The 20,570-nt window shown below is 47.5% G+C and carries 14 protein-coding genes; 1 reads left to right on the forward strand and 13 read right to left on the reverse strand.

Going from position 1 to position 20,570, the window contains the following annotated elements; genetic code table 11:
• Window positions 1-554: 554 nt before the first annotated feature.
• The 3 genes from ACYVAA_RS07515 to ACYVAA_RS07525 all read right to left on the reverse strand — a co-directional run bounded on the left by ACYVAA_RS07515 (window position 555) and on the right by ACYVAA_RS07525 (window position 5,149).
• Window positions 555-2,270, reverse strand: coding sequence for a hypothetical protein (locus tag ACYVAA_RS07515; RefSeq protein WP_460540099.1), 1,716 nt, complete (start codon window positions 2,268-2,270; stop codon window positions 555-557).
• Window positions 2,271-2,395: 125 nt separating this feature from the next.
• A complete protein-coding gene (locus ACYVAA_RS07520) occupies window positions 2,396-3,949 on the reverse strand; it encodes a sodium:solute symporter family protein (protein WP_460540101.1) in 1,554 nt (517 codons plus the stop codon).
• Window positions 3,950-4,207: 258 nt separating this feature from the next.
• Window positions 4,208-5,149, reverse strand: a complete 942-nt coding sequence (locus ACYVAA_RS07525) for a dihydrodipicolinate synthase family protein (RefSeq protein ID WP_460540103.1) — start codon at window positions 5,147-5,149, stop codon at window positions 4,208-4,210.
• Window positions 5,150-5,933: 784 nt separating this feature from the next.
• On the opposite strand from ACYVAA_RS07525, the gene ACYVAA_RS07530 reads away from it, so the two are divergent.
• Window positions 5,934-6,929 carry an IS110 family RNA-guided transposase gene (locus ACYVAA_RS07530; protein WP_460540105.1) on the forward strand — a complete coding sequence of 332 codons (996 nt, stop codon included), beginning with the start codon at window positions 5,934-5,936 and terminating at the stop codon, window positions 6,927-6,929.
• Between the two features lie 134 nt (window positions 6,930-7,063).
• Here ACYVAA_RS07530 and ACYVAA_RS07535 read toward each other — a convergent pair whose 3' ends face one another.
• From ACYVAA_RS07535 to ACYVAA_RS07580, 10 genes are all read right to left on the reverse strand, one after another.
• A complete protein-coding gene (locus ACYVAA_RS07535; RefSeq protein WP_460540108.1) occupies window positions 7,064-8,557 on the reverse strand; it encodes an FGGY family carbohydrate kinase in 1,494 nt (497 codons plus the stop codon).
• 174 nt (window positions 8,558-8,731) lie between these two features.
• Window positions 8,732-9,709 (reverse strand): ABC transporter permease, encoded by a 978-nt coding sequence (locus ACYVAA_RS07540; RefSeq protein ID WP_460540110.1) that lies wholly within the window; start codon window positions 9,707-9,709, stop codon window positions 8,732-8,734.
• A 140-nt stretch (window positions 9,710-9,849) separates the two neighbouring features.
• The gene (locus ACYVAA_RS07545; RefSeq protein ID WP_460540112.1) at window positions 9,850-11,370 is read right to left on the reverse strand and encodes a sugar ABC transporter ATP-binding protein; all 1,521 of its coding nucleotides are present in this window, start codon (window positions 11,368-11,370) and stop codon (window positions 9,850-9,852) included.
• Window positions 11,357-12,022, reverse strand: coding sequence for a DUF2291 domain-containing protein (locus tag ACYVAA_RS07550; RefSeq protein WP_460540114.1), 666 nt, complete (start codon window positions 12,020-12,022; stop codon window positions 11,357-11,359). The genes ACYVAA_RS07545 and ACYVAA_RS07550 overlap by 14 nt, the downstream gene beginning before the upstream one ends.
• Window positions 12,023-12,269: 247 nt before the next feature.
• Window positions 12,270-13,220 carry a D-ribose ABC transporter substrate-binding protein gene (locus ACYVAA_RS07555; RefSeq protein WP_460540116.1) on the reverse strand — a complete coding sequence of 317 codons (951 nt, stop codon included), beginning with the start codon at window positions 13,218-13,220 and terminating at the stop codon, window positions 12,270-12,272.
• A gap of 167 nt (window positions 13,221-13,387) precedes the next feature.
• Window positions 13,388-14,344 (reverse strand): transketolase family protein, encoded by a 957-nt coding sequence (locus ACYVAA_RS07560; RefSeq protein WP_460540118.1) that lies wholly within the window; start codon window positions 14,342-14,344, stop codon window positions 13,388-13,390.
• A complete protein-coding gene (locus tag ACYVAA_RS07565) occupies window positions 14,345-15,184 on the reverse strand; it encodes a transketolase (protein ID WP_460540120.1) in 840 nt (279 codons plus the stop codon).
• Window positions 15,185-15,370: 186 nt separating this feature from the next.
• Window positions 15,371-16,804 carry an L-fucose/L-arabinose isomerase family protein gene (locus ACYVAA_RS07570; protein WP_460540122.1) on the reverse strand — a complete coding sequence of 478 codons (1,434 nt, stop codon included), beginning with the start codon at window positions 16,802-16,804 and terminating at the stop codon, window positions 15,371-15,373.
• 147 nt (window positions 16,805-16,951) lie between these two features.
• Window positions 16,952-18,637: a DUF5060 domain-containing protein gene (locus ACYVAA_RS07575; RefSeq protein WP_460540124.1), complete on the reverse strand. Its 1,686-nt coding sequence runs from the start codon at window positions 18,635-18,637 to the stop codon at window positions 16,952-16,954.
• A 222-nt stretch (window positions 18,638-18,859) separates the two neighbouring features.
• A complete protein-coding gene (locus tag ACYVAA_RS07580) occupies window positions 18,860-20,443 on the reverse strand; it encodes a pectate lyase family protein (protein ID WP_460540127.1) in 1,584 nt (527 codons plus the stop codon).
• Between the last annotated feature and the right edge of the window lie 127 nt (window positions 20,444-20,570).

Genomic DNA, 20,570 nt, shown 5'->3' on the forward strand with positions numbered 1-20,570 from the left:
GAGCCTGCCGTAGGGTCAAAAAAATATAACATTAAGGTGAAGGGAATTAAATCACTCTAAAAGATTTGAGGAAGAGGTCCACGAATTACACGAATTTTCTTTTACCTGTACCCTTAGAGACCCTGAAACTTCTATTCTTTAGTCCTACTGTTAGCTTGAAGAAGCAATGGCAAGTTTAAAAAAACAAATCAAACGAATATTTCCGTGTCCACTCGTTTTCCCGGCAGCTCTGCTGTGGGAAAGCTAATGTTGAGCTTTCAGCGCTTCGGATGACCATCAAGCTGAAACGCTATAGTTCCCAGCCTTGCTTTTGCTTCCCTAATTCATTTCTTAGTGGACAAAAAAGAGGAAAGGAACAGTTCCACCGCCCCTATGCTGGGTAAAAACTAAAACCATTAAGATGTGAAGGAAACTAAAAGCCTCCAAACAAGCCTCCATGCACCTTCACTCCTTAATGGTTCAATGCTTCGACCCTTCGACAGGCTCAGGGACCGAGGCTCAGCAACCATAGCACTGAAATCTCTAAAGTCTAGCGTCTGATGTCTAAAATCTACCTAAGCTTTTCCTGCCTTCATCTTCTTAGTCGCATCTTCCCCACCGTTGATCAGGTACAATAAAGGTATAGGACGGTCAGTAGCTTCCACAAATGTCGGTCTTGCCTGCCAAGGGGCTACGGAAAGCACATTGGCAAAGTCCATCCAAAACTGTAGCCTTGCCGGTTCCAGATCCCAGGTCATATGGAAATGGTTGGCCGGGGCATATTGCTTGTATTCGGTCATGGAGGCATATTTTGGCACCACAAAGGTATGAGGCCAGGTAGGGTTGGCGCCGTCACAGATCTTTTGGGCCAGATCAGCCGGCAATTCCACTGTTTCTGCCTCATCCCAGATCATGGAAAACATCCCCGACAAAGAACTGTAAGCCAAGCGAGCGGCCAAGCCATTGATATTTCCCGGAGATTTGAAATGCACCGAGTTGCCCAAATAATAGAAATAATCCACGGCCTTGGGGAATGAAATGCCCTGCATCACTTCCTTCTCATCTGCTCCCGGCTTGGCGGCCCAATTGAAAGAAGCAGAACCGGAGTTGACTCCATCCACAAATCCTTTTTCCAGCCAAGCTTCATCGCCTGTTGCCTGATAGCCGTTTTGGGCGGCAAACTCACTGATATCTTCTTTCTCCCACACTTTTCTAAAATCCATAAACAAAGGCGGGTTTCCTTCGGACAGCCAGGTCATAAACAGCTGGGTCAAAAGCGCCTGCACATCGGCTTCTGTGGCAAAGGGCTGCACAGCTTTAGGCCCATTATGGTCAAAGGTGCTGTTGAACAGCGACTCCATGATATCGGCCACCGGGAGCTGTATCCCCCGGTCATCGGATCCCCATTCCAGCTGGCTCATAAAGCCTCCCCCTACTGCATCCACCTCTTTCATCAGGTCCCTGACGATCAGATACAGGGCAAGGCTTTGGTCCAGCAGTTCACTGTCCTTTTCACCATCCGGCAGCTCAATACGGTCGCCGGCATGGTTCTCCAACCAGCTTCTTAACCGCTTCAGCTCTTCCTTATCATACGATTCCTTTTTCAGCATATCCGCCAGCAACTTCATGTCCAGACGGGTAATCTCCAGGCCAAACTGGTTTCGCATTTCCAATACATGGGGCAGGGCGGTTTCCATCCCCATGGAGTCATGACCAAAAACCACCACTCTTTTTCCCTTCAAGCCCTGGAAGGTAACTGCCGCATAACACCAGTCCACCAAAGCCTTAAGGGTTTCCGGGCTCATTTCTGGATTTTGACCCGAATCGGGCCATTTTCCCACATTGATATGGGTAAGCTTGCCGTACTGGGCAATGGCCCCCGAAGTGGCATGGGTGTACACCACCCCCGGCCGGGTTCCGCTGTTTCCAGTGGTAAAGTTGATCGGAATATCTTTGGGAAAGTGGGACAGCAGAGAAATGGTGGTCAGCTGGGGAAAAGACCAGGTATCCGGCACGCAGACCAGGATATTGACACCTGCCTCTTTAAATTGTCGGGCCACCTGATCTGCCTGGGATTCGGCATCGATCAGCACATCGGAGTAAACCACCTCAGCGGCTGATCCGTTCGGAAGCTTGATTTTGCCGGCCAGGGCCTCCGCGGCATTTTTGATGATATTGGTACTCCTTTCCCTGCTGGCGGCATCTATCCGCGGGTCACAAGGTGCAAAAACGCCGATCACAGGATTTCCCGTGCTCGCCTTCACCTCTCTTGATAATAATTTTGCGCTCATATTTATTTTAATTTCTGTTCGAATATTGAAACCGAAGACCTACCAGGTTTTTAAAACCTGACAGGTCTGAAGTTATTGTCACCTTTGCTCAGTGGTCATCCCCCCGGCACTGTTCAATTCTAGTTTTAAATCACTGTTGAACTTTCCCTCTCTTTATGGTCTTCACCCATTTTCTTGAAATCATTCTTCCCATTATTTTTTCTAAACAGGAGCGATAATAAAAAACCGGTAAGGAAGATCACCATGGTTCCGATCACAATGGTTAGGTTGGTATGCATGGGGTTTCTAAAAGAGAGCCAATGTCCCTCGGTAATAAATATCGGGGTCAGGCTCATCCAGGCGATGACCAAAATGCCTATCACCACACCTATGGCCGCTTCCAGTTGTTCCACTTTCTTGGAAAAATAGCCCAACAAAAAGAGTCCAAGCACGCCTCCACTGAATACCGAAGACAGTGCCCACCAGGCATCCAAAGCACTTTTCACTTCGGTCATGGCCAGAGACACCCCAATGCTAAGCACTCCCATGACTACTGCAGCAATGGTCAGCACCTTGAAATTGGCCCTGGTACCGGCATTTTTGTTGATGTATTTTTTATAATGATCTGTAAGAATGACCGTTGCCGAACTGTTCAAGCTGGTGGAAATGGTACTCATGCCCGCAGCAAATATGGAAGCAATCAAAAGTCCCGTGAGACCCTTTGGAAGGCCATTCACGATAAAGAAGGGGAAAATCTTGTCGGCAGCATCCGAAGCTTGCAATTTAGCCGGCAACAAATCCGGATGAACCTGATAATAAGCAAACAAGGCCGTGCCGATAAAGAAAAACAACAGGGACACCGGCACATAAAGGCTGCTGCCAAACCAAGTGGACTTGATGGCTTCTTTTTCACTCTTGGCACTCATATAGCGCTGCACATAGTTTTGGTCCACCCCAAAATTCTGCAGGTTGATAAACAGCCCATAGATCAAGATCACCCAGAAGGTCGCTTCGGTCAAGCTTACGCCATAACTGCCAAGATTGAACTTGTCGTATTGCCGGCCTATCTCGACCACCTGCATGGGGCCTTCAGGCATGGAAAACAGGATGATCCCCAAACAGGTCAATGCCCCTAAAATCAGGACAATCCCTTGGATGGCATCCGTCCAGATCACCGCTTCTATTCCTCCCATCGAAGCGTAAATGATCACTGAAATCCCGGTAACAATGATGATGGTGGCGATATCCCAGCCCAAAAGGGCATTCATAGGCAAGGCCAATAGATAAAGGATGGTTCCCATCCTTGCCAGCTGGGTGAGCAAATAACAAATCGAAGCATAAGTCCTTGCCCAAGGTCCAAAACGGGTTTCCAGATAGTAGTAAGCAGACTCACTTTTCACCCCCCGGTAAAGTGGCACAAAGAATTTGACTGCCACCAAAGCGGCAATGGGTATGGAAAGACTGAAGACAAAGCTGTTCCAGTTGGTCAAATAGGCATTTCCCGGCAGGGCCAAGAAGCTGATGCTGCTGACAAAGGTGGCAAAGATCGACATTCCAATGGCCCAAGCCGGCAGTCGCCTTCCCCCGACCATATAATCATCTGTGGTACGGCCTTTCTTAAAGTAAAAGGAAGCACCGAAAAACAGTATGCCCAACATATACACTAAAAAAATGATCAGGTCTATTACGGGTAACTGCATTGGGTTAGTGGGTTAATTGATTAACTGTTTAATCGGTTAATATCTTTTGATCGTCTATATGTTGTCCCGTCGACTTAGTCGCGGGACTTTGAAAAACCGAGTCTCAGACTCAGCCCTATTAAAGTCACATGTCACATCCATTTTACAACCTCTTATTGGATTGCTTTCAGTAGGATTTAGGTCAGGATTGCAAATCCCGACCAGCTTAAATAGAAATCCATCTGTGTTTATCTGTGTGCATCCGTGGACACCTTTTATCTAGTGTCTGATATCTAACATCTTATTTTTAATCTCTTCCAGATTAGCGGCTATCTTCTCCCTTTCCGTCTCCCTGAAGCGGTGCAAGGGGGAAGCCATATAATCGCTGCAAATCCCCATGATACTGAGGGCAGCCTTAATACCTTTCAGGTAACTGGAACCAAACTTCCCTAAGGAATAAAGTTTGGAGGAAATCTCCATCACAATGCCATGAAGGGCTTTTACGGTAGGCACGTCTCCTGCTTCTGCTGCCTCAAAAAGCCTCACATAAAGTTCCGGGAACATATTGGCTCCACCGTTCACGCCACCATGAGCACCAAGAAGTACCGTCTCAGCCATAATTTCTTCCGGTCCAACAAAGAGGGAGAAATCCGGTCGGTCCTTCATTTTGTTGACCACATTATTGAAGTAAGCATTATTGGCTGAGCTGTCCTTTAAGCCCACAATCCCCTGGTGTTTGGACAAGGCCTTCACCGTATCCGGCTCAATGATGATCTTGGTATGCGAAGGCATATTGTAGAGGAAAAGCGGCAGAGTAAGCCTTTCCACCAAGTACTCATAGTACTCGATCAACTCAGGCTGGCCCAGGTTAAAATAATAGGGAGGGGCTGCCACCACCGCTGCTGCTCCTGCTTCAGCCGCTGTTTCGGCCAAACGCAAACTTTCGGCGGCCGCGGTATCGGTAATCCCAACCAACACCGGCACCCGATCTCCGACAATCTCACAGGTACGTTTCACCAATTCATGCCGAATGGCATAAGATAGACTGGTAGACTCTCCTGTCGTCCCCAAGATAAACAGGCCATGTACACCGCCCGCCAAAATATGGTTGATCAGGCGCTCCAGGCCTTCTACGTCCAGTGTATTTTCGTCCTTCAAAGGAGTGATCATCGGTGGCACTATGCCCTTAAAGGGCTGGGGTAAAGTTTGTATGGTCTTCATTATATTAATTTACTGCTTTTCTAGATTTCAGGCTATTGTGGACTATATCAGTCCGCTCAAACCTGACAGATAAAAGATTATTAATACAAACTTATCAGTTGAGGGGACAAGACTGTCCTGCACTTACGGGATTGAGCTGGGCCTTCAGCCCGGCTCCTACTCGAACCACCAATCAACGCCCTAGGCTTTGCCAAGGGCTGTGGTGAGTTAGGCTTTCAGCCTTCTGATTGAGAGGAAGCCCAGCCTTTCGCCTCAGCCTCAAGTCTAAAGGGCTGGGCTAAAACAGGCCTTCAAGCCTGCACTGAACCAAGGAACATCGTCCAAAGGTTTTATAGACGGAGAAGTCTACCTAAAGAATTATAAAGGGACCTCTTGAATTCTGCCATCTATTGAAATGCAAATAAAACTCAGCATCCTCCGTGAAACCTTCGTGGGCTTTGTGGTTAAACCCGAAACATGCATTAGCTTATCTATTACGGACTTAAAATGCTTTAAAATCAATCGCTTTGCTGCTGTTTTCGACTTCACCATCCGCCGCGGCCTTTAGGTTTGTAGGGTAAAGCAAGAATAAAAATATGTAGCTGATTTCGATGAGATTCAGGGTTTTGATATATTAAAAAAGAATGGGGTGAACTTTCGCCGCGGCTAGGCTTATGACCTATCGCCCGTATCAGTCCCCATTCTTTATTTGAGTTGCCAGTAACCAGTTAGAATTTCAGGCATCAAGGCCTTATAAAGGTTTTAGTTTCCGCAACTCCTTTTGTTAAATGCTAATATCCAAGTTATGAAATTTAAATCATTTATCGGTATCGATGTAAGCAAATCTACCCTTGATGTTTATTTGAGGGTCAATCATTGCCATGCTGTCTTTTCGAACAATGAAAATGGCTATCAGGAGCTGGTGGAATGGGTCATGGAAAATTCCGGATTGGTCTTGGCCAGGGACCTTCTTTTTGGGTTTGAATCCACTGGGCTATATTCCTCGCAGCTGGCCCTGTTCTTGGAAGAACACGGACTCCCCTTCTTTATAATGTCTGGCCTTGAATTGAAACGTTCACTGGGTATCAGAAGAGGAAAGTCGGACAAAGCCGACTCAAAGGATATTGCAGAGTACCTTTATGAAAAACAGGAAAAAATCACCCCAACAGTACTTCCTTCCCAGACTATTTCACAGTTAAAAAAATTGAATTCCTATAGAGAGCGACTGGTAAAAGAGAAAGCAGCCTTTACAACGCGGCTTAAGGAATATGATTCCATGGTGCCGGATAGGGACATGAGAGTTTATAGATCCTCTCATGAAAAAGTTATTGCCTGTTTGGAAGAACAAATCAAAACTGTTGAAAATGAAATGGAAAAGTTTCTTAAAAAGGACAGTGCACTGATGAAGCAATATAACCTGATCAACTCAATCAAGGGAGTAGGGCCACAAACCGCTCTTTCCCTAATCATTTTAACAGAGGGGTTTACCAAGTTCAGTACTTGGCGGAAATTTGCCAGTTATGCAGGTACAGCCCCCTTCCCTAATCAGTCGGGTACCTTCAAAGGAAGAACCAAAACAAGTAGGCTGGCTAACAAAAGGATAAAGGCTCTTCTGACCATGTGTGCAAGCACTTCTATCCTTTACAATCCTGAAATGAAGAAATATTATGAAAGAAGGGTCAAGGAAGGAAAAAACAAAATGAGTACGATTAACATCATCAGAAACAAAATTATCGCACGAGTTTTCGCAGTAATCAACAGAAACTCAGTTTATGTGGACACTCTCAAATATGCCGCTTAAAAATTCGATATTATTCTTGCTTTAACCTTAGAATACGGATGCCTCAGTCTCCAAACAGCCTGATTTTCTTGCATTTTCAGCCCTCACTACGATTGCTAATGTATGATCCAGGTTAAACTCTCAGAGTCCTTGCACTAAGCTTTACTTCCCAGAGCCTCTTTCCATCCATTATACGCCAACTTCACAGCATCCCCTTTTCCATTGGGCTGGGTATTGTTTTTCTTTTGTAGGTTTTGGAGGTGTTTCAAATCTTTAAACACGCCCACTTTTAGACCGGCCAAATAAGCCGCCCCCAAGGCCGACACATCTGCAATGCCCACATTGACGACCGGCTTTTCCAGTAGGTCTGCCAAAAACTGCATCACAAAACCGTTGGCGCTGATTCCCCCGTCTACATTCAGGGTATCAAGCTTTAGTCCTGCATCCTCTTCCATGGCCGCAATCACGTCTTTGATCTGATAGGGAATGGATTCCAATGCCGCACGGACAATGTGGTCCTTTTTGCAATCAAAGGTCATCCCCACCAAGGAGGCCTTGCGCTTCATGTCCCAATGGGGAGCGCCCAAGCCGCTAAAAGCAGGAACCAGGTATACCCCTTGGTTGGAAGGTAGGGCATTGGCAATGGCTTCGGTTTCCCGACTGTCCCGGATCAGGCCCAGCTCGTTTTTCAGCCATTCGATGGTAGCTCCACAGGTTACGATCACCCCCTCCAGCGCATAACTGACTTGTCCTTCCGTGCTCCAGCAGATGGTGCTGACCATGCCATGACCGGAGGTTTTCAGCTTCTCCCCGATGTTCATCAGCACAGAACAGCCCGTCCCCAAGGTGGCCTTGGCCGTACCCGGAGAGAAACACTCCTCCCCAAAAGCTGCTGCATGCGAATCGCCGATCATGGCGGTCACAGACACGGCTGAACTTACTATCCCCTCAAAATCGGTTTCCCCGAAATGGGCAGAAGAACTTTTCACTTCCGGCAGATGAAGCTTTTCCAAACCAAACCTGCCCAAAAGCTCATGGTCCCAATCCAATGAATGCAGGTTAAAAAACAAAGTCCGCGAAGCATTGGTATAATCGGTCATATAGGCTTTTCCGCCAGTCAACCGATATAACAACCAGGTATCCACCGTACCGAAGTAGGCCTCGCCGGCATCAATGGCCGCTTTTATTTTAGCATCATTTTCATAGAGCCAAATGAGCTTCGTCCCGGAAAAATAAGGATCTATGATCAGACCTGTTTTATCCCTAATCGCGGGCTCCAGTCCCTCTTCCTTCAGCCTTTCACAAACACCTATAGATCGCTTGCATTGCCACACCACCGCATTATAAAGCGGATTCCCCTGCTCGTCCCAAAGCAGGAATGTTTCCCGCTGGTTGGAAATCCCGCAGGCCTGAATATCCCCTACGCTGAATCCCCTAGTCGTGAAATCCTTGATACAGCTTCTCACGGCTTCCAAAACATTTTGATAGATGGCTTCCGGATCTTGTTCCACCCAGCCGCCCTTCAGGTAATCGGTCTTCAGCGGGACGGAGGACTTTACGATTTGCTGGCCCATTCCATCAAATACCAATGCTTTGGTACCGCTGGTTCCCTGATCGATGGAAAGGATATATTTTTTTAATGCATTCATATTTTACTATTCACTTAATAAAGACTCAACTATGTTATGGCCGGTGCGGAGTCAGTAACTCCAGGTTATTCTGTCCCGCGGCACAGCCGACAGGACAACTACAGCCGCGCTTAATTTTCCAATCTTTAAATCTTCCAATCATCAATCCCAACCTTAAAACCTTCCAACCCAAGCCTACTCTTCCTTGCTATTGACCTTATCTATTACCACCGCCAAAAGGATCACCAGGCCCTTGACCACCTGCTGCCAGAATGGGGAGACATTGAGCAGTACCAAGCCATTGTTCAGCACTCCGATGATGATACCACCAAGCACTGCTCCCATAATGGTTCCTTTACCTCCGGAAAGAGAGGTTCCCCCGATCACCACCGCAGCAATGGCATCCAGTTCATAACTGATCCCGGCATTGGGCTGGGCAGAGTCCAGACGGGAGGTAACGATCATTCCTCCAATTGCCGCCAGTCCTCCAGAAATGGCGTAAACGGTCATCTTGACCCTGCTGATGTTGATTCCCGAGAGCCTCGCGGCCCTTTCATTGCCCCCAATGGCATAGACATAGCGTCCAAACTTGGTCTTCTTAGTCAATAAGGTCGCCAAAGCAACAATAATGGCCGTGATCCACACCGGCATGGGAATACCCAAAAACCAGCCCGTACCCAAAAAGGCAAAGCTTTCGCCCAGCCCATTGATGGGGAAACCCTTGGTCCACAGCATGGTCAGCCCACGGGCAATAGTCAGCATGGCCAGAGTGGCCACAAAGGGGGGCACTTTAAACTTGGTGATGGTCCAGCCATTGAACCAACCCAGGCCAAAGCCCAAACCGACTCCTAATATAATCGCACCCACAGGGGCAAAGCCCACATAAAGGTTCATCCCCTCGACAGCGATGCCGTTTTTGATCAGGGAAGCGGTCACTGCCCCGCAAAGGGCCAAAATAGACCCCACGGACAGATCAATCCCCGCCGTAAGGATCACCAGGGTCATTCCCACGGAAATACAGATATTAACCGACACCTGCCGCATGACGTTCCAGCCATTGGCCAGGGTCAAAAAGCGATCGGAAAGTAAGCTGAGCACAAAACAAAGTAGGATCAGCGCTATAAGCGATTGGAATTTTGCCACCGAGGGCAATGGTCTTTTCAAAGTAATCATTGATTGGTAATTGGGTTATTGTTTACTCTTTTTACTGAGGTTTTAATTAACCATTAAGGGATTAAAGAAAAGATAGAAGCTACCCTTAATGTCCTTCATTTCTTAATGGTTAGCATCTTCATTTTACCTGTCACTTTATTCTATTTTGTCTTGCTTTTGGTGCTTTCCGGAATCGCCGCCCTCAGGATTTCATCCTCGGAAGTTTGCTCCGACACAATGATGTTTGCTGTAATCCTTCCCTCTGCCATGACCAGAATCCGGTCGGATATGGCCAGGATTTCCGGCAATTCAGAAGAAACGACGATCAGTCCCAAGCCTTCCCCGGCCAATTCTTTGATCAGTTTATAGATTTCATTTTTCGCATTGATGTCAATCCCCCGGGTAGGCTCATCCAGCATCAAGACTTTTGGCCTGGTGGCCAGCCATTTGGCCAGCACCACCTTCTGCTGGTTTCCCCCGCTCAGTTTCTCTACAATCTGCTTCGAGGAAGAAGCCTTGATCTTCAGTTCACCCATGTATTTTTGGGCCAGCCCATTTTCCTTTTTATCATCCAATAAGCCTGCGCTCAGGATACTGTCTACCACTGTCAGGCTGGAATTATTGCAGATGTCCATATTCAGCACCAGGCCATCCTGTTTTCGGTCCTCAGGAACCAATGCCAAACCGGCTTCCATCGCATCCATGGGTTTCCTAAATTGACAGGCCTTTCCGTCCAATAAGATACTTGCCTCTTGTTTGCCGTGAATGCCAAAAAGTGTTTCCATCAGTTCTGTCCGTCCAGCTCCCATCAGTCCAAAAATGCCCAGCACTTCCCCTTTGCCCAGATCGAATGCAATATCCTTCAGCAGGTATTTTTCTGGTTGTTTGGGGTGAGGCAAAGACAAATCCTGAACAGCCAGTACCTTTTCCCCAAAGGTTTTGTCACCACAGTTCCGCTGGATGACGACCTCCCTGCCCACCATTTGCTGGATCAAGGCATCTTCTGTCATGCCCTGCATCTCTCCGGCCTCGATCATCTCTCCATCCCTTAAGACCACATAGCGGTCCGCAATGGTAAAAAGCTCATCCAGCTTATGGGAGATATAGGCGATGGCCTTTCCCTCTGCCCGCAGATCGCGGATAATATCAAATAAGATCTCTACTTCATGATCGGAAATGGCAGAGGTGGGCTCATCCATGATGATCACCTGACTGTCCAGGGACAGTGCTTTGGCTATTTCCACCAACTGCTGCTGCCCCACTTTCAACTGATTTACCGGCATATCCGGATCCAGGTCCAGTTTCAGTTTTTCTAAAAGCCGCTTGGAATCCTTGCGCATTTTGGCCACATCCAGCAGTCCCATGGCATTTTCCGGCTCTCGGCCTAAAAAAATGTTTTCCCGAATACTTAAATAGGGGATCAGGTTCAGTTCCTGATGGATGATGTTGATACCCATTTCCTGTGCCTGCTTGGTATTTTGGAATTTTACCGGTTCCCCACGGAAATACACCGTCCCTTCATAATCCGGATAAACGCCCGAAAGGATTTTCATGAGGGTAGACTTTCCCGCCCCGTTTTCCCCCAAAATCGCCGTGACTTTCCCTGCCGGCAATTCCAGGCTTACGTCCTTCAGGGCCTTCACCCCTACAAACTCTTTGGTGATCTTCTCAACGGCCAGCATAAGCAGTATTTTCTTGTTGATCCATTAACTCAAAGCTTACCGGAATCAGCTCCACTTTGCTCAGGTCCACCTGTTCGCGGTTCATTTCCACAGCCCCCACAAAAGCGATTTCCTGGCCTACCTCTGCCTTGCTCTTCAATGGTGGCAGCACTTCGTCGCGGACCAGTTGGTTAATGGCAGCGGAAACATTGTTAAAATCCATGGTCTGCTCAAATTTCTCCAGATCCACCTTTCCACTGGCATCGCGCACTGCATTGCCAAAAATATATTCAGTTTCTATCTGGACCACTTGACTGCTGGAATCAGTCTTCACCAACACGGTCAGTTCATCTTCTCCCACTTGGCGTATTTCTCCTTTGCCGCTGATCATAAAAAACCGGATATTGCCGATTCCCATTGATTTGGAATAGTCTTCAAAGGCTTTTTTAGGCTGATTTTTCAGCAAGGCAACCAGCTGATTGATTTCCACAGCCTCCCCTAGGTTGGGCTGTAGTTCATTGTCCCAAAAGTCCCTCGCATAGGCAACGGCATCAAATTTCTTCTGATCTGCCAAGGCCCTAACTTCATCTAGCTTTTTGATGGAGATGGAGCTGACGAGCGCTGTCAGCATCAGAGCCCCTAAAACGATATTTTTTACTGCTTTTCTTTTCATTTTTTTAGTATTGAGAAATGAGACATGAGTCTTGAGTCTTGAGTAGTGAGTAGTGAGCCTTCAAGTCAATCCGTCATTGCGAATATTTGGACATTGAGCTTGTCGAAATGCCCAATTGTGAAGCCCATCTCTCTGGGCATCCCGAAAAGGAGGCTGCTTCCTTCATTTCGAACGGCAGCTTGTTCTGCGACAACTAGCCCTTCTAAGCTCGGATGCGCAACTTTAAACCTTACAACCTTAAACCTTCCTACTCCTTTTTCCCATAAGCGGCATAATGCTCCACATTGCCCGGATATACCAGCTCCACATCCACAGGCAGTTTTTTGGCAAAATCCTTTTCTCCTTGAATATATTTATCTGCCAGCTGGGCGGCAGTTTTGGCCATCACTTTTGGAAACTGCATGGCTGTGGCGGCTATTCTCCCATCTTTTACCGCATCCACAACATCCGCTGCCCCATCAAAGCCGAAAACCTTGACCTTGCTGTCCATACCTGCTGCTTTGAGCGCCTGATAGGCTCCCATCGCCATGGCATCGTTCCCGCAGAATACGGCATCTATTTCTCTATGAACCTGTAAAATGGACTCCATGACCTCCATGGCCTTGTTTCGGTCGAAATCGGCACTTTGCTGCGCCACCATCTTTAGATCAGGATAATGGTCCACCACACTGTGAAAGCCCTTGGAGCGGTTCCAGGTATTGTTGTCCCCCACCAGGCCGAGTATTTCCACGTAATTCCCCTTTTTATCCATTTGGTCGACAAAGTATTTCCCTAGTGACACACAGCCGGCATAATTGTCCGAAAGGATCTGGGAGGTGGGCAGGCTGGAATTGACCTCGCGGTCCATACAGAAAACCGCTAAACCCGCATTCGCGGCCTTCGCCACATTGCTAACAGAGCCTTCGGCATCCGTGGGATTGAAAAGTATGGCCTGATAACCTGCGGTGATGGCATTCTCAAAATGATTGTTTTCCAGCGCCGTGTTATTTTGTGAATCAAAAATACTCACCTCATAACCCAAGGCTTCTGCCTCCTGCGCTGCAGTTTCGGCCAATACCACAAACCAAGGATTGTTCAAGGTAGAGACCACCACCGCCACTTTCCCCTTGGAACCGGTGGCGGACCTGCTGTCACATGCCCCTGTCAATAATAAAAAGGGCAGGCAACAGAGTATAATGTATTGTGTTATTTTGGTCATGTTGTTTGGGTTTGATAGACCTTCCAGGTTTTAAAAACCTGGAAGGTCTTTTTTATAGTTTTATCCAAAAGGAGCTAACCAAGAGAAATGCTTCAGAAGCAATGCTTTCACCCCCTTCGATGCTTAGATCCCGTACAGTGGTCGGGAAAGGCAGGCTTTACAGCCGATCAAAGAAGCTTCAGCGCCTCAGCGGCTATTCCCCTTTCAGAAATACCATAATGTCCCAGGATTTCCAGCTGGGAACCTGTGACGGTATATTCATCCGGAATTCCCATGATTTTGAATTTATTGCGGTAGCCATGTTCCATCAGGAAAGAAGCGCAGGCCTCGCCCAAGCCCCCGTAGATACTGTGTTCCTCTGCGGTAATGATAGCCGGATAGCTGGAAGCTACCTGCTCCAAAAGCGCTGTATCCAAAGGCTTTACCGTGTGCATGCTCACTACCCCTATTTGGAAATCGGTTTCCTCTTCCAGCAGTAAGGCTGCTTGCAAAGCCGGATAAACCGCCTCCCCTGTAGCGACAATGGCCAGGTCTTTTCCTTCCTTGATCACCCTGCCCTTACCGAGTTCAAAATCCTTATTGTCCGTCAAGTAAGGCATGGGCTTTTTGCCAAAACGGATATAAACAGGAATTTCCAGCGCCGCTGCCTGTCGGATGGCCATTTCCGTTTCAAAATTATCCGCCGGAGCCACCACCATGATATTGTTTACAGCCCTCAAGACCGCATAATCATGCAAACTGTGATGTGTTGATCCCAAGGCTCCGTAGCTCACCCCGGCACTGATCCCGATGACATTGACAGGATTATCGGAATAGGCAATATCATTTTTGATCTGCTCAAGCGACCGGGCCGTAAGGAAACAGGCGGGAGAGACGGCAAATACTTTTTTGCCCGCTGAAGCCAACCCGGCTGCCACACCGACCAGGTTCTGCTCAGCAATGCCCACCTCCACAATCTGCTTGGGATATTTCGCTGCAAAAGGCACCAGCTTGCCCGAACCTCTGGAATCGCTGGTTACGGCGATAATGTCTTTATCTTCGGAGGCCAAATCCTGTAGGGTAGCCGAAAATACTTCGAGATTGGCCTGTCCCTGTTTCAAGGTATATGTGGTAAATGCTGTCATTTAGATAGTTGCTTTCGTTAATTGATCCAGTTGTGCATCCAATTCCAACTGGGCTTCACTGTACTGTTCATCATTCGGCACGCCATGATGCCATTTGATATTGTTTTCCATAAAGCTGATTCCTTTGCCCTTGATGGTATGGGCAATAACCAGGTTCGGTTTCTCATTTTCAAAAGGAACGGATTGGAAGGTTTCTTTTAATACTTCAATATCGTGCCCGTCCACGTGCTTCACGCTCCAGCCAAAAGCTTCAAACTTTTTGTCGATCGGCTCCGAATTGCAGACATCCTTGGTAGCCCCGGTAATCTGCAGTTTGTTATAGTCCAAAATGGCCACCAGATTATCGAGCTTGTAATGGGAGGCAGCGATGGCCGCTTCCCAGTTGGATCCTTCCAGCAGCTCCCCATCGCCCATCAGGGTAAATACCCGGTAATCCTTTTCATCCATCTTGGCCGCCAAAGCTGTGCCCACGCTGATGGGAAGCCCGTGGCCCAAGGCACCGGTGTTTTGCTCCACACCCGGTACTTTCCGGGTAGGGTGGCCTATAAAGTGGGATTGGTATTGGCAAAGGGTTTCCAGTTCTTTCTCATCAAAAAAACCCTGGTCTGCCAGCACCACAAACAGGGATTCCACCGAGTGGCCCTTGCTCTGGATATAGCGGTCCCGGTCTGGGTCAGCAAAGTTCTCCGGAGAAACATTCATGATGGCATTGTACAGGACATTAAGGATGTCCGTACAGGAGAGGCTTCCCCCCGTATGGCCTGCATTGGCCTGTTTGATGTATCGGAGCACCTTCTTACGGTATTCCAGTGATTTTATTTCCAGGTCTTTCGTGGTCATTGTTGTTTGGTTGTTTGGTTGTATCTCTTTGGTCTAAGTCTGAAGACTTAGACCAAACGTAGTCATATAGCTTTAGGATTGTAAATCCCTAATATCTTTAGGTCCGGATTGCAAATCCGGACCAGCTTCGAAACCCGGATCAGTTACTCGTCCCAAGTCTAGCATCTTATGTCTAATATCTAGCGTCTATTTATTGCCGTGTCTATACACTTCCCAGCCCATATAATTGCCAAAGGCCTCTTCCAAAATATTGGCGGTATGGGAAGCGTTCATCACCACATGGTGCTCAAAGCCATTTTTGCAGACATGCTGCATCAAGCCCTGTAGGTTTGGTATCTGCGAAACTGCCCGGTTACCAAAGGTATTCAGCTCATCATCGGTCAGCTTTCCCTCGCCGATATAGGTTTTGATCACTCCTTTGGCATCATCGGTGCTGATTCTACCATAGGTAAGGGGTGAAGCGGGTGTCCTACCGGACAAGGCCCCATAGGTATTTTCCTCTCCCACCGTAGTTCCCAAAATCGGGGCAGTGGCAATTTCTATATCGGGCAGGAAGGACTTTGCCCAGTTGCCACAATGGAAAAGCACGCACTTTTCGGCATCGTCGGCATAGTTATTATTCCAGTCCACCAGGGCACTTGGAGAACCTGAGGCCAGCTGCATCGCATACATGGTCAGGGTTCCGGTTACGTCCACCTCACAAGCACTGGGCTGCATATTCTCACTCATCATACTCATACTGGTGCAGACATTACAGCCATAATTTTGCTGCACAGAAGTCCAGCACTGTATAGCCGTTGCATCCAGCACGTTTTCTTCCATAAATTCATTAAGGACCACGTCCATTTTTGCAATCTGGAAAAGGGCCTTCTCTGGCGTCCTGCCCACCGAAGCATAGGCATGGATCCTTTCCAGCCGCTCCTTGACCCTTGCTTCCTCATGATCCAGCTTTTGGGCTCTGCCAAGTATCTCCGACAGGTCAATGGTGGTTACCGAAATACCGCTTCGCTGAAGCAGCTTTTCACTGTAACGGACCGTATTGAAGCCTCCTGGCCGTGCACCAATGGCGCCGATCCGCGCATTGCGCAGGCCTTTGACAATGCGGCAAACGGCAGTAAACTCCTGAAGGTCTTTGGTGAATTTAGGATCCAAAGGGTGGACCACATGGTCTGAAGTCAGGGTATATTGAATGCCATACTGGTACAGGTTATTGCAAACCGAAATCTTGCCGCACCAGGAATCCCTTCTACGGGCCACATCCAGCTTGTTCAGGTCATCAGGATAGCCCTGGATTAATACCGGCACATTCAGATTGGCCAGCTTAAGGGTTTCTGCCATGCCCCGCTCATCGCCGAAGTTGGGCAGTACCACCAAAACACCCATGATCTCATCACGGTGCTGCTTAAACAGCTCAGCACATTTTGATGCCTCTTGAAAGGTTTCCACTCCGCCCAATTTGGTCTCCTGATCATCCAGGATTACCGGCTTGATATTGAGTGCTTCGAACAGGTCCAGGATATCCGCCCGGGCCTCCGAGACCAGTTTGTCGGGAAAAAAATCCCTGTTCCCTATTATTACGCCCAAAGTCACGGGCTTTAAATCTTTTCCTTTGAATAACATGATTTAGATTTTAGATGCAATGTCGTTTAGTTAAGATGAATCAATCATGAAACCATTAAGAATTGAGGGCCCATTAAGAGTTGCTTTTTGTTTTTCTTCATCCCCTTCATCTGTTGATGGTTCAATTTGATTCTGACGTCTACTTTCTTAATTTTTGCTTTTACTTTTCAATACCAACACCCAGTCGGTATCCTTGCTGGGGGCTTGAAAGTGCATTGGTTTATCCGTTCCCGTGATAGACTCCTCGGTTACTTTTTTTTCGCTCTTGCTGTCTATCCAAGTCACTACCGGGTACTCACCTTCTTCCAGGCTAAGGGAAAAAGGCGCTCCATCCATGGTAAATACCAAATATTGTTTACCCGGCTCTGCCATGGCAAACACCCTGGTGGCCTGATGTGCCGAAAGCAGCTCATCATGGGGTTTCATGCTGTAAAAGCCCAATTCTTCTTTCATTATGGATGAAAGGATAGTGATGTATTTTTCAGAAAGATGGAATGGGTTCTCGTCACTAAAGGGCAGCCCTGAAGGTCCATTGGCAAAGAGTTCATATTCCTTTGCATGACCATTCCAGGTAAAGGAGGCTCCGGCAGTGGCACAGGCCCAGGCAGCTCTTAATAGATCCTCCTGTGTGGCCCCGACCCGCTCATGCCAAAACCTTCTCCATAAGGCATTGCCTTCACTCATAAACACCGGTTTGCCCTCATAGCCTAGCAAGCAGGCCATATGATGCGTCCAGGCATCCTTCCATAACAACCGGTCCTTATCCCTATCTGCGGAAGCCACTTCATGGTTCTCTATGGCCGCAAAGCTGTATTCATTTCGATGGTATTCATTATTCCGGGGAAACTCATCCTCATAGGTTCTGAGGTGGTCAAAGACATCGTACTTGGCAACAAGCCTTGCAAAACCCAACTCTTGATCCTCCCTGTCTCCCGGCACTTCCCATACAAAGTTCCAACCGGCCAAATTGGCAAATGGCGCCAAGCGGGCCACCATATAGTTTACAAAGGCATCCTTCTGCTCAGAAGAAAGCTTGCTCCAGTCCGGACCTTCATTTTGACTGCCATCTACCCCCAAAAACATGTGAACGCCCACGTCTTGCTGATTCAGCCAGCCCAAGTGCTTTTCCATCCTATGCCATATTTCCAAGTTCATCGTGCCAAAAGGGTCTCCTTCCTCGTAAAGTGCAAGGTCTAAGGTTTCGGGCTCAGGGCCATCCAGGTAATACTGCCCAAAACAACAGAGGGACAGCAGCCAATTGACTTGAAGGTGGTTATAGCCATGATCGATCAAAGGCTGATAAACATTATCCCTTACCCAGTCAAAATCCTGTCCAATGGAACCATGACCCGTTTCATAATAGGACTTCAGCCATACCGGCTCAGTTCCGTTATAAGCAAGCCAATGAGGATTTTGGCCGTAAGGCTTTAATATGCCCTTTCCGGCTTGGTCGGCTGTACAGACAAAACTGCCTTTCCCCCCTTGAGCACCATCCGACCAACGGTAGACATATTTCCACTGCCCGACCTCATCGGGCATAAATCTTATCTTCCATACTGTCCCTTGTGCTCCTCCTTTTCCGTCCCCATCATAAAAACCATAAAAATCTGTCAGCTTCCCGGATGGGGATTGATACTGTACTTCCAGCCTAACCTCTGTAAAAGGGTTCTTATAAATTGTGGAATTGGTTATTTCGGTTTCAAACAGTCTAAAAAGTCCCACTGGGACGTCTGAACCATGATGTACATGTTCAGGTTTTGCCTGGGCGGAAATGGGCAGAAATAGCCAAAAGGCCATAAGTAGCCAAAGAAGTTTATTTTCAAATTGGTTCATGGGTTTATGGATAAATTGACCAAAGGCAAGAAATTATTTTGCACTTTTCTTATTTAACCTATCCTAAATTTTCAAAATAAAGTCAGCATGTCTGTCCTGCACATTCCTGCATTGAAATAAAAAATCTCCTACCTCCCTGGCTAACCAATAAGCCAAGGAAGCAGAAGAGTAGAGTATCAAAAAGTATCCCAATGATTATCTTTAATAACTTTTAAGCCAACGCTATTGCGCTTTATACCGCTTTACCAATGTGTCGTAATTGTTTTCTGTTTTAGTCCAATCCACTACCCTATCAACAGGAATCCCGTGGATGTATTTTTCAATATTGTCATAGCCATCTCCATTTAGGTCCCCATTTGCGTCTGAAGGATCCTGTGGATTCAGCCCATGTTCCTTCTCCCAAGTGTCAGGCATCCCATCCATGTCAGTATCTAGATAGGACTCTCCATGATACTCGGGATATCCCCCCACTTGACTTACATCGGTAATAATTCCCTTTTTATAGCTATCCTCATCCAAGCGCCTTCTGCCTTTTCCCAAAAATTCCTTTCCAACATGGCTTTTTCCTCCTTCAGTGTACTGAATCTTACCGGTTCTCACTTGTTCTACCAAACGCTTATCCACCGGGTCCCTTCTTGGAAGCGTCGCTCCTACATTGTCCAATACAAAATCATAGGTTTGCTCAGCGGTCATCATGGTCAATGGAGCTAGTGGAAAAGGTTCGTTGACACGGATATAAGGTTCGTATTCTTTCGTCCGCTCCACCTTGCCATCTACCTGCACCCCTCCATTCCAGTTGTCCTTGGAGATGGCTTCATAACCTTCCATGATATTTCCACTTACATGTACCCTGCCCAAGACAAGGGAATCCTTTACAGAACGATCTCCCTCTGGTTTGATGATCCGGTAACCTACCGGATCGTCTTTTGGAGTCATGGGACCGGGCTTGAAATAGTTGTTGATGATATTATAGCGGGAGCGGTGATCTCCCCCGTCTATCGTCCGGTACCACCAGTTGAATATCACATTGTTTACAAAACCAAAATCCCCGTACATGCCCACAGAAGCATTTCTGGCCACATTACTGGCCCATAAATTCCTCATAAAGGTACTGTTAAGCCCACCGATCGTACTTCCAAAAGCATGGTTATAGGTATCCAGCGCCTCGGCGAAAATGGAGTTTTGGATGGTCACATTTACCGTAGGCAGCTTATGCTCAACACCGTCTCCTGATTGGTAGACATGACGGTACATGGACATGTTTTCATCCAAACCCCAGGTGGAGGACACGTGATCAAGAATGATATTGCCCACACCATTACCGCCCAAAGCATCATCCCTAAAGCGTACATCCGTCTCCCCTCTTCTAAAGCGCATATGCCTGATCACCACATCATGGGTATCGATCAAAACCGAACCTCCCGCTATACAGACCCCGTCTCCAGGAGCAGTCTGTCCTGCAATGGTAATGTAAGGTGCCCTGATGTTCACCGGGCTTTCCAATTGGATGATCCCTGCCACATTAAAGACCACGAACCTTGCACCTCCAGCTTCACAGGCTTCCCTGAAAGTACCAGGTCCCCTGTCTGCCAAGCTGTTCACTACATATACTTTTCCACCACGGCCACCAAAGGTGTACGCCCCGCCGCCTTCTGCTCCTGGAAATGCCGGAATATCAGCCTGGGGTAAATCCCCAGGGATTGCCGCCCAAGGGATATAAGGCTTTCCTTCTTTAATTTCAGCCTTTACTATTGGCCAGGCTTTTTCCCAAGCCTTGTCAGAAATTGCTTCTATCTCTTTTAGCATATCTTCAGTCTCCTGCTTTACTTGAGGAGGAATATGAGGATATTGTGCTTTTAGGGTTAATGTTGTGAGAAAAAACAATAGGTAAAATAGGCAGTTAACTTTTTTCATGTTTGGCTGTACCTTCAGG

This window comes from Echinicola sediminis, from assembly GCF_054777495.1.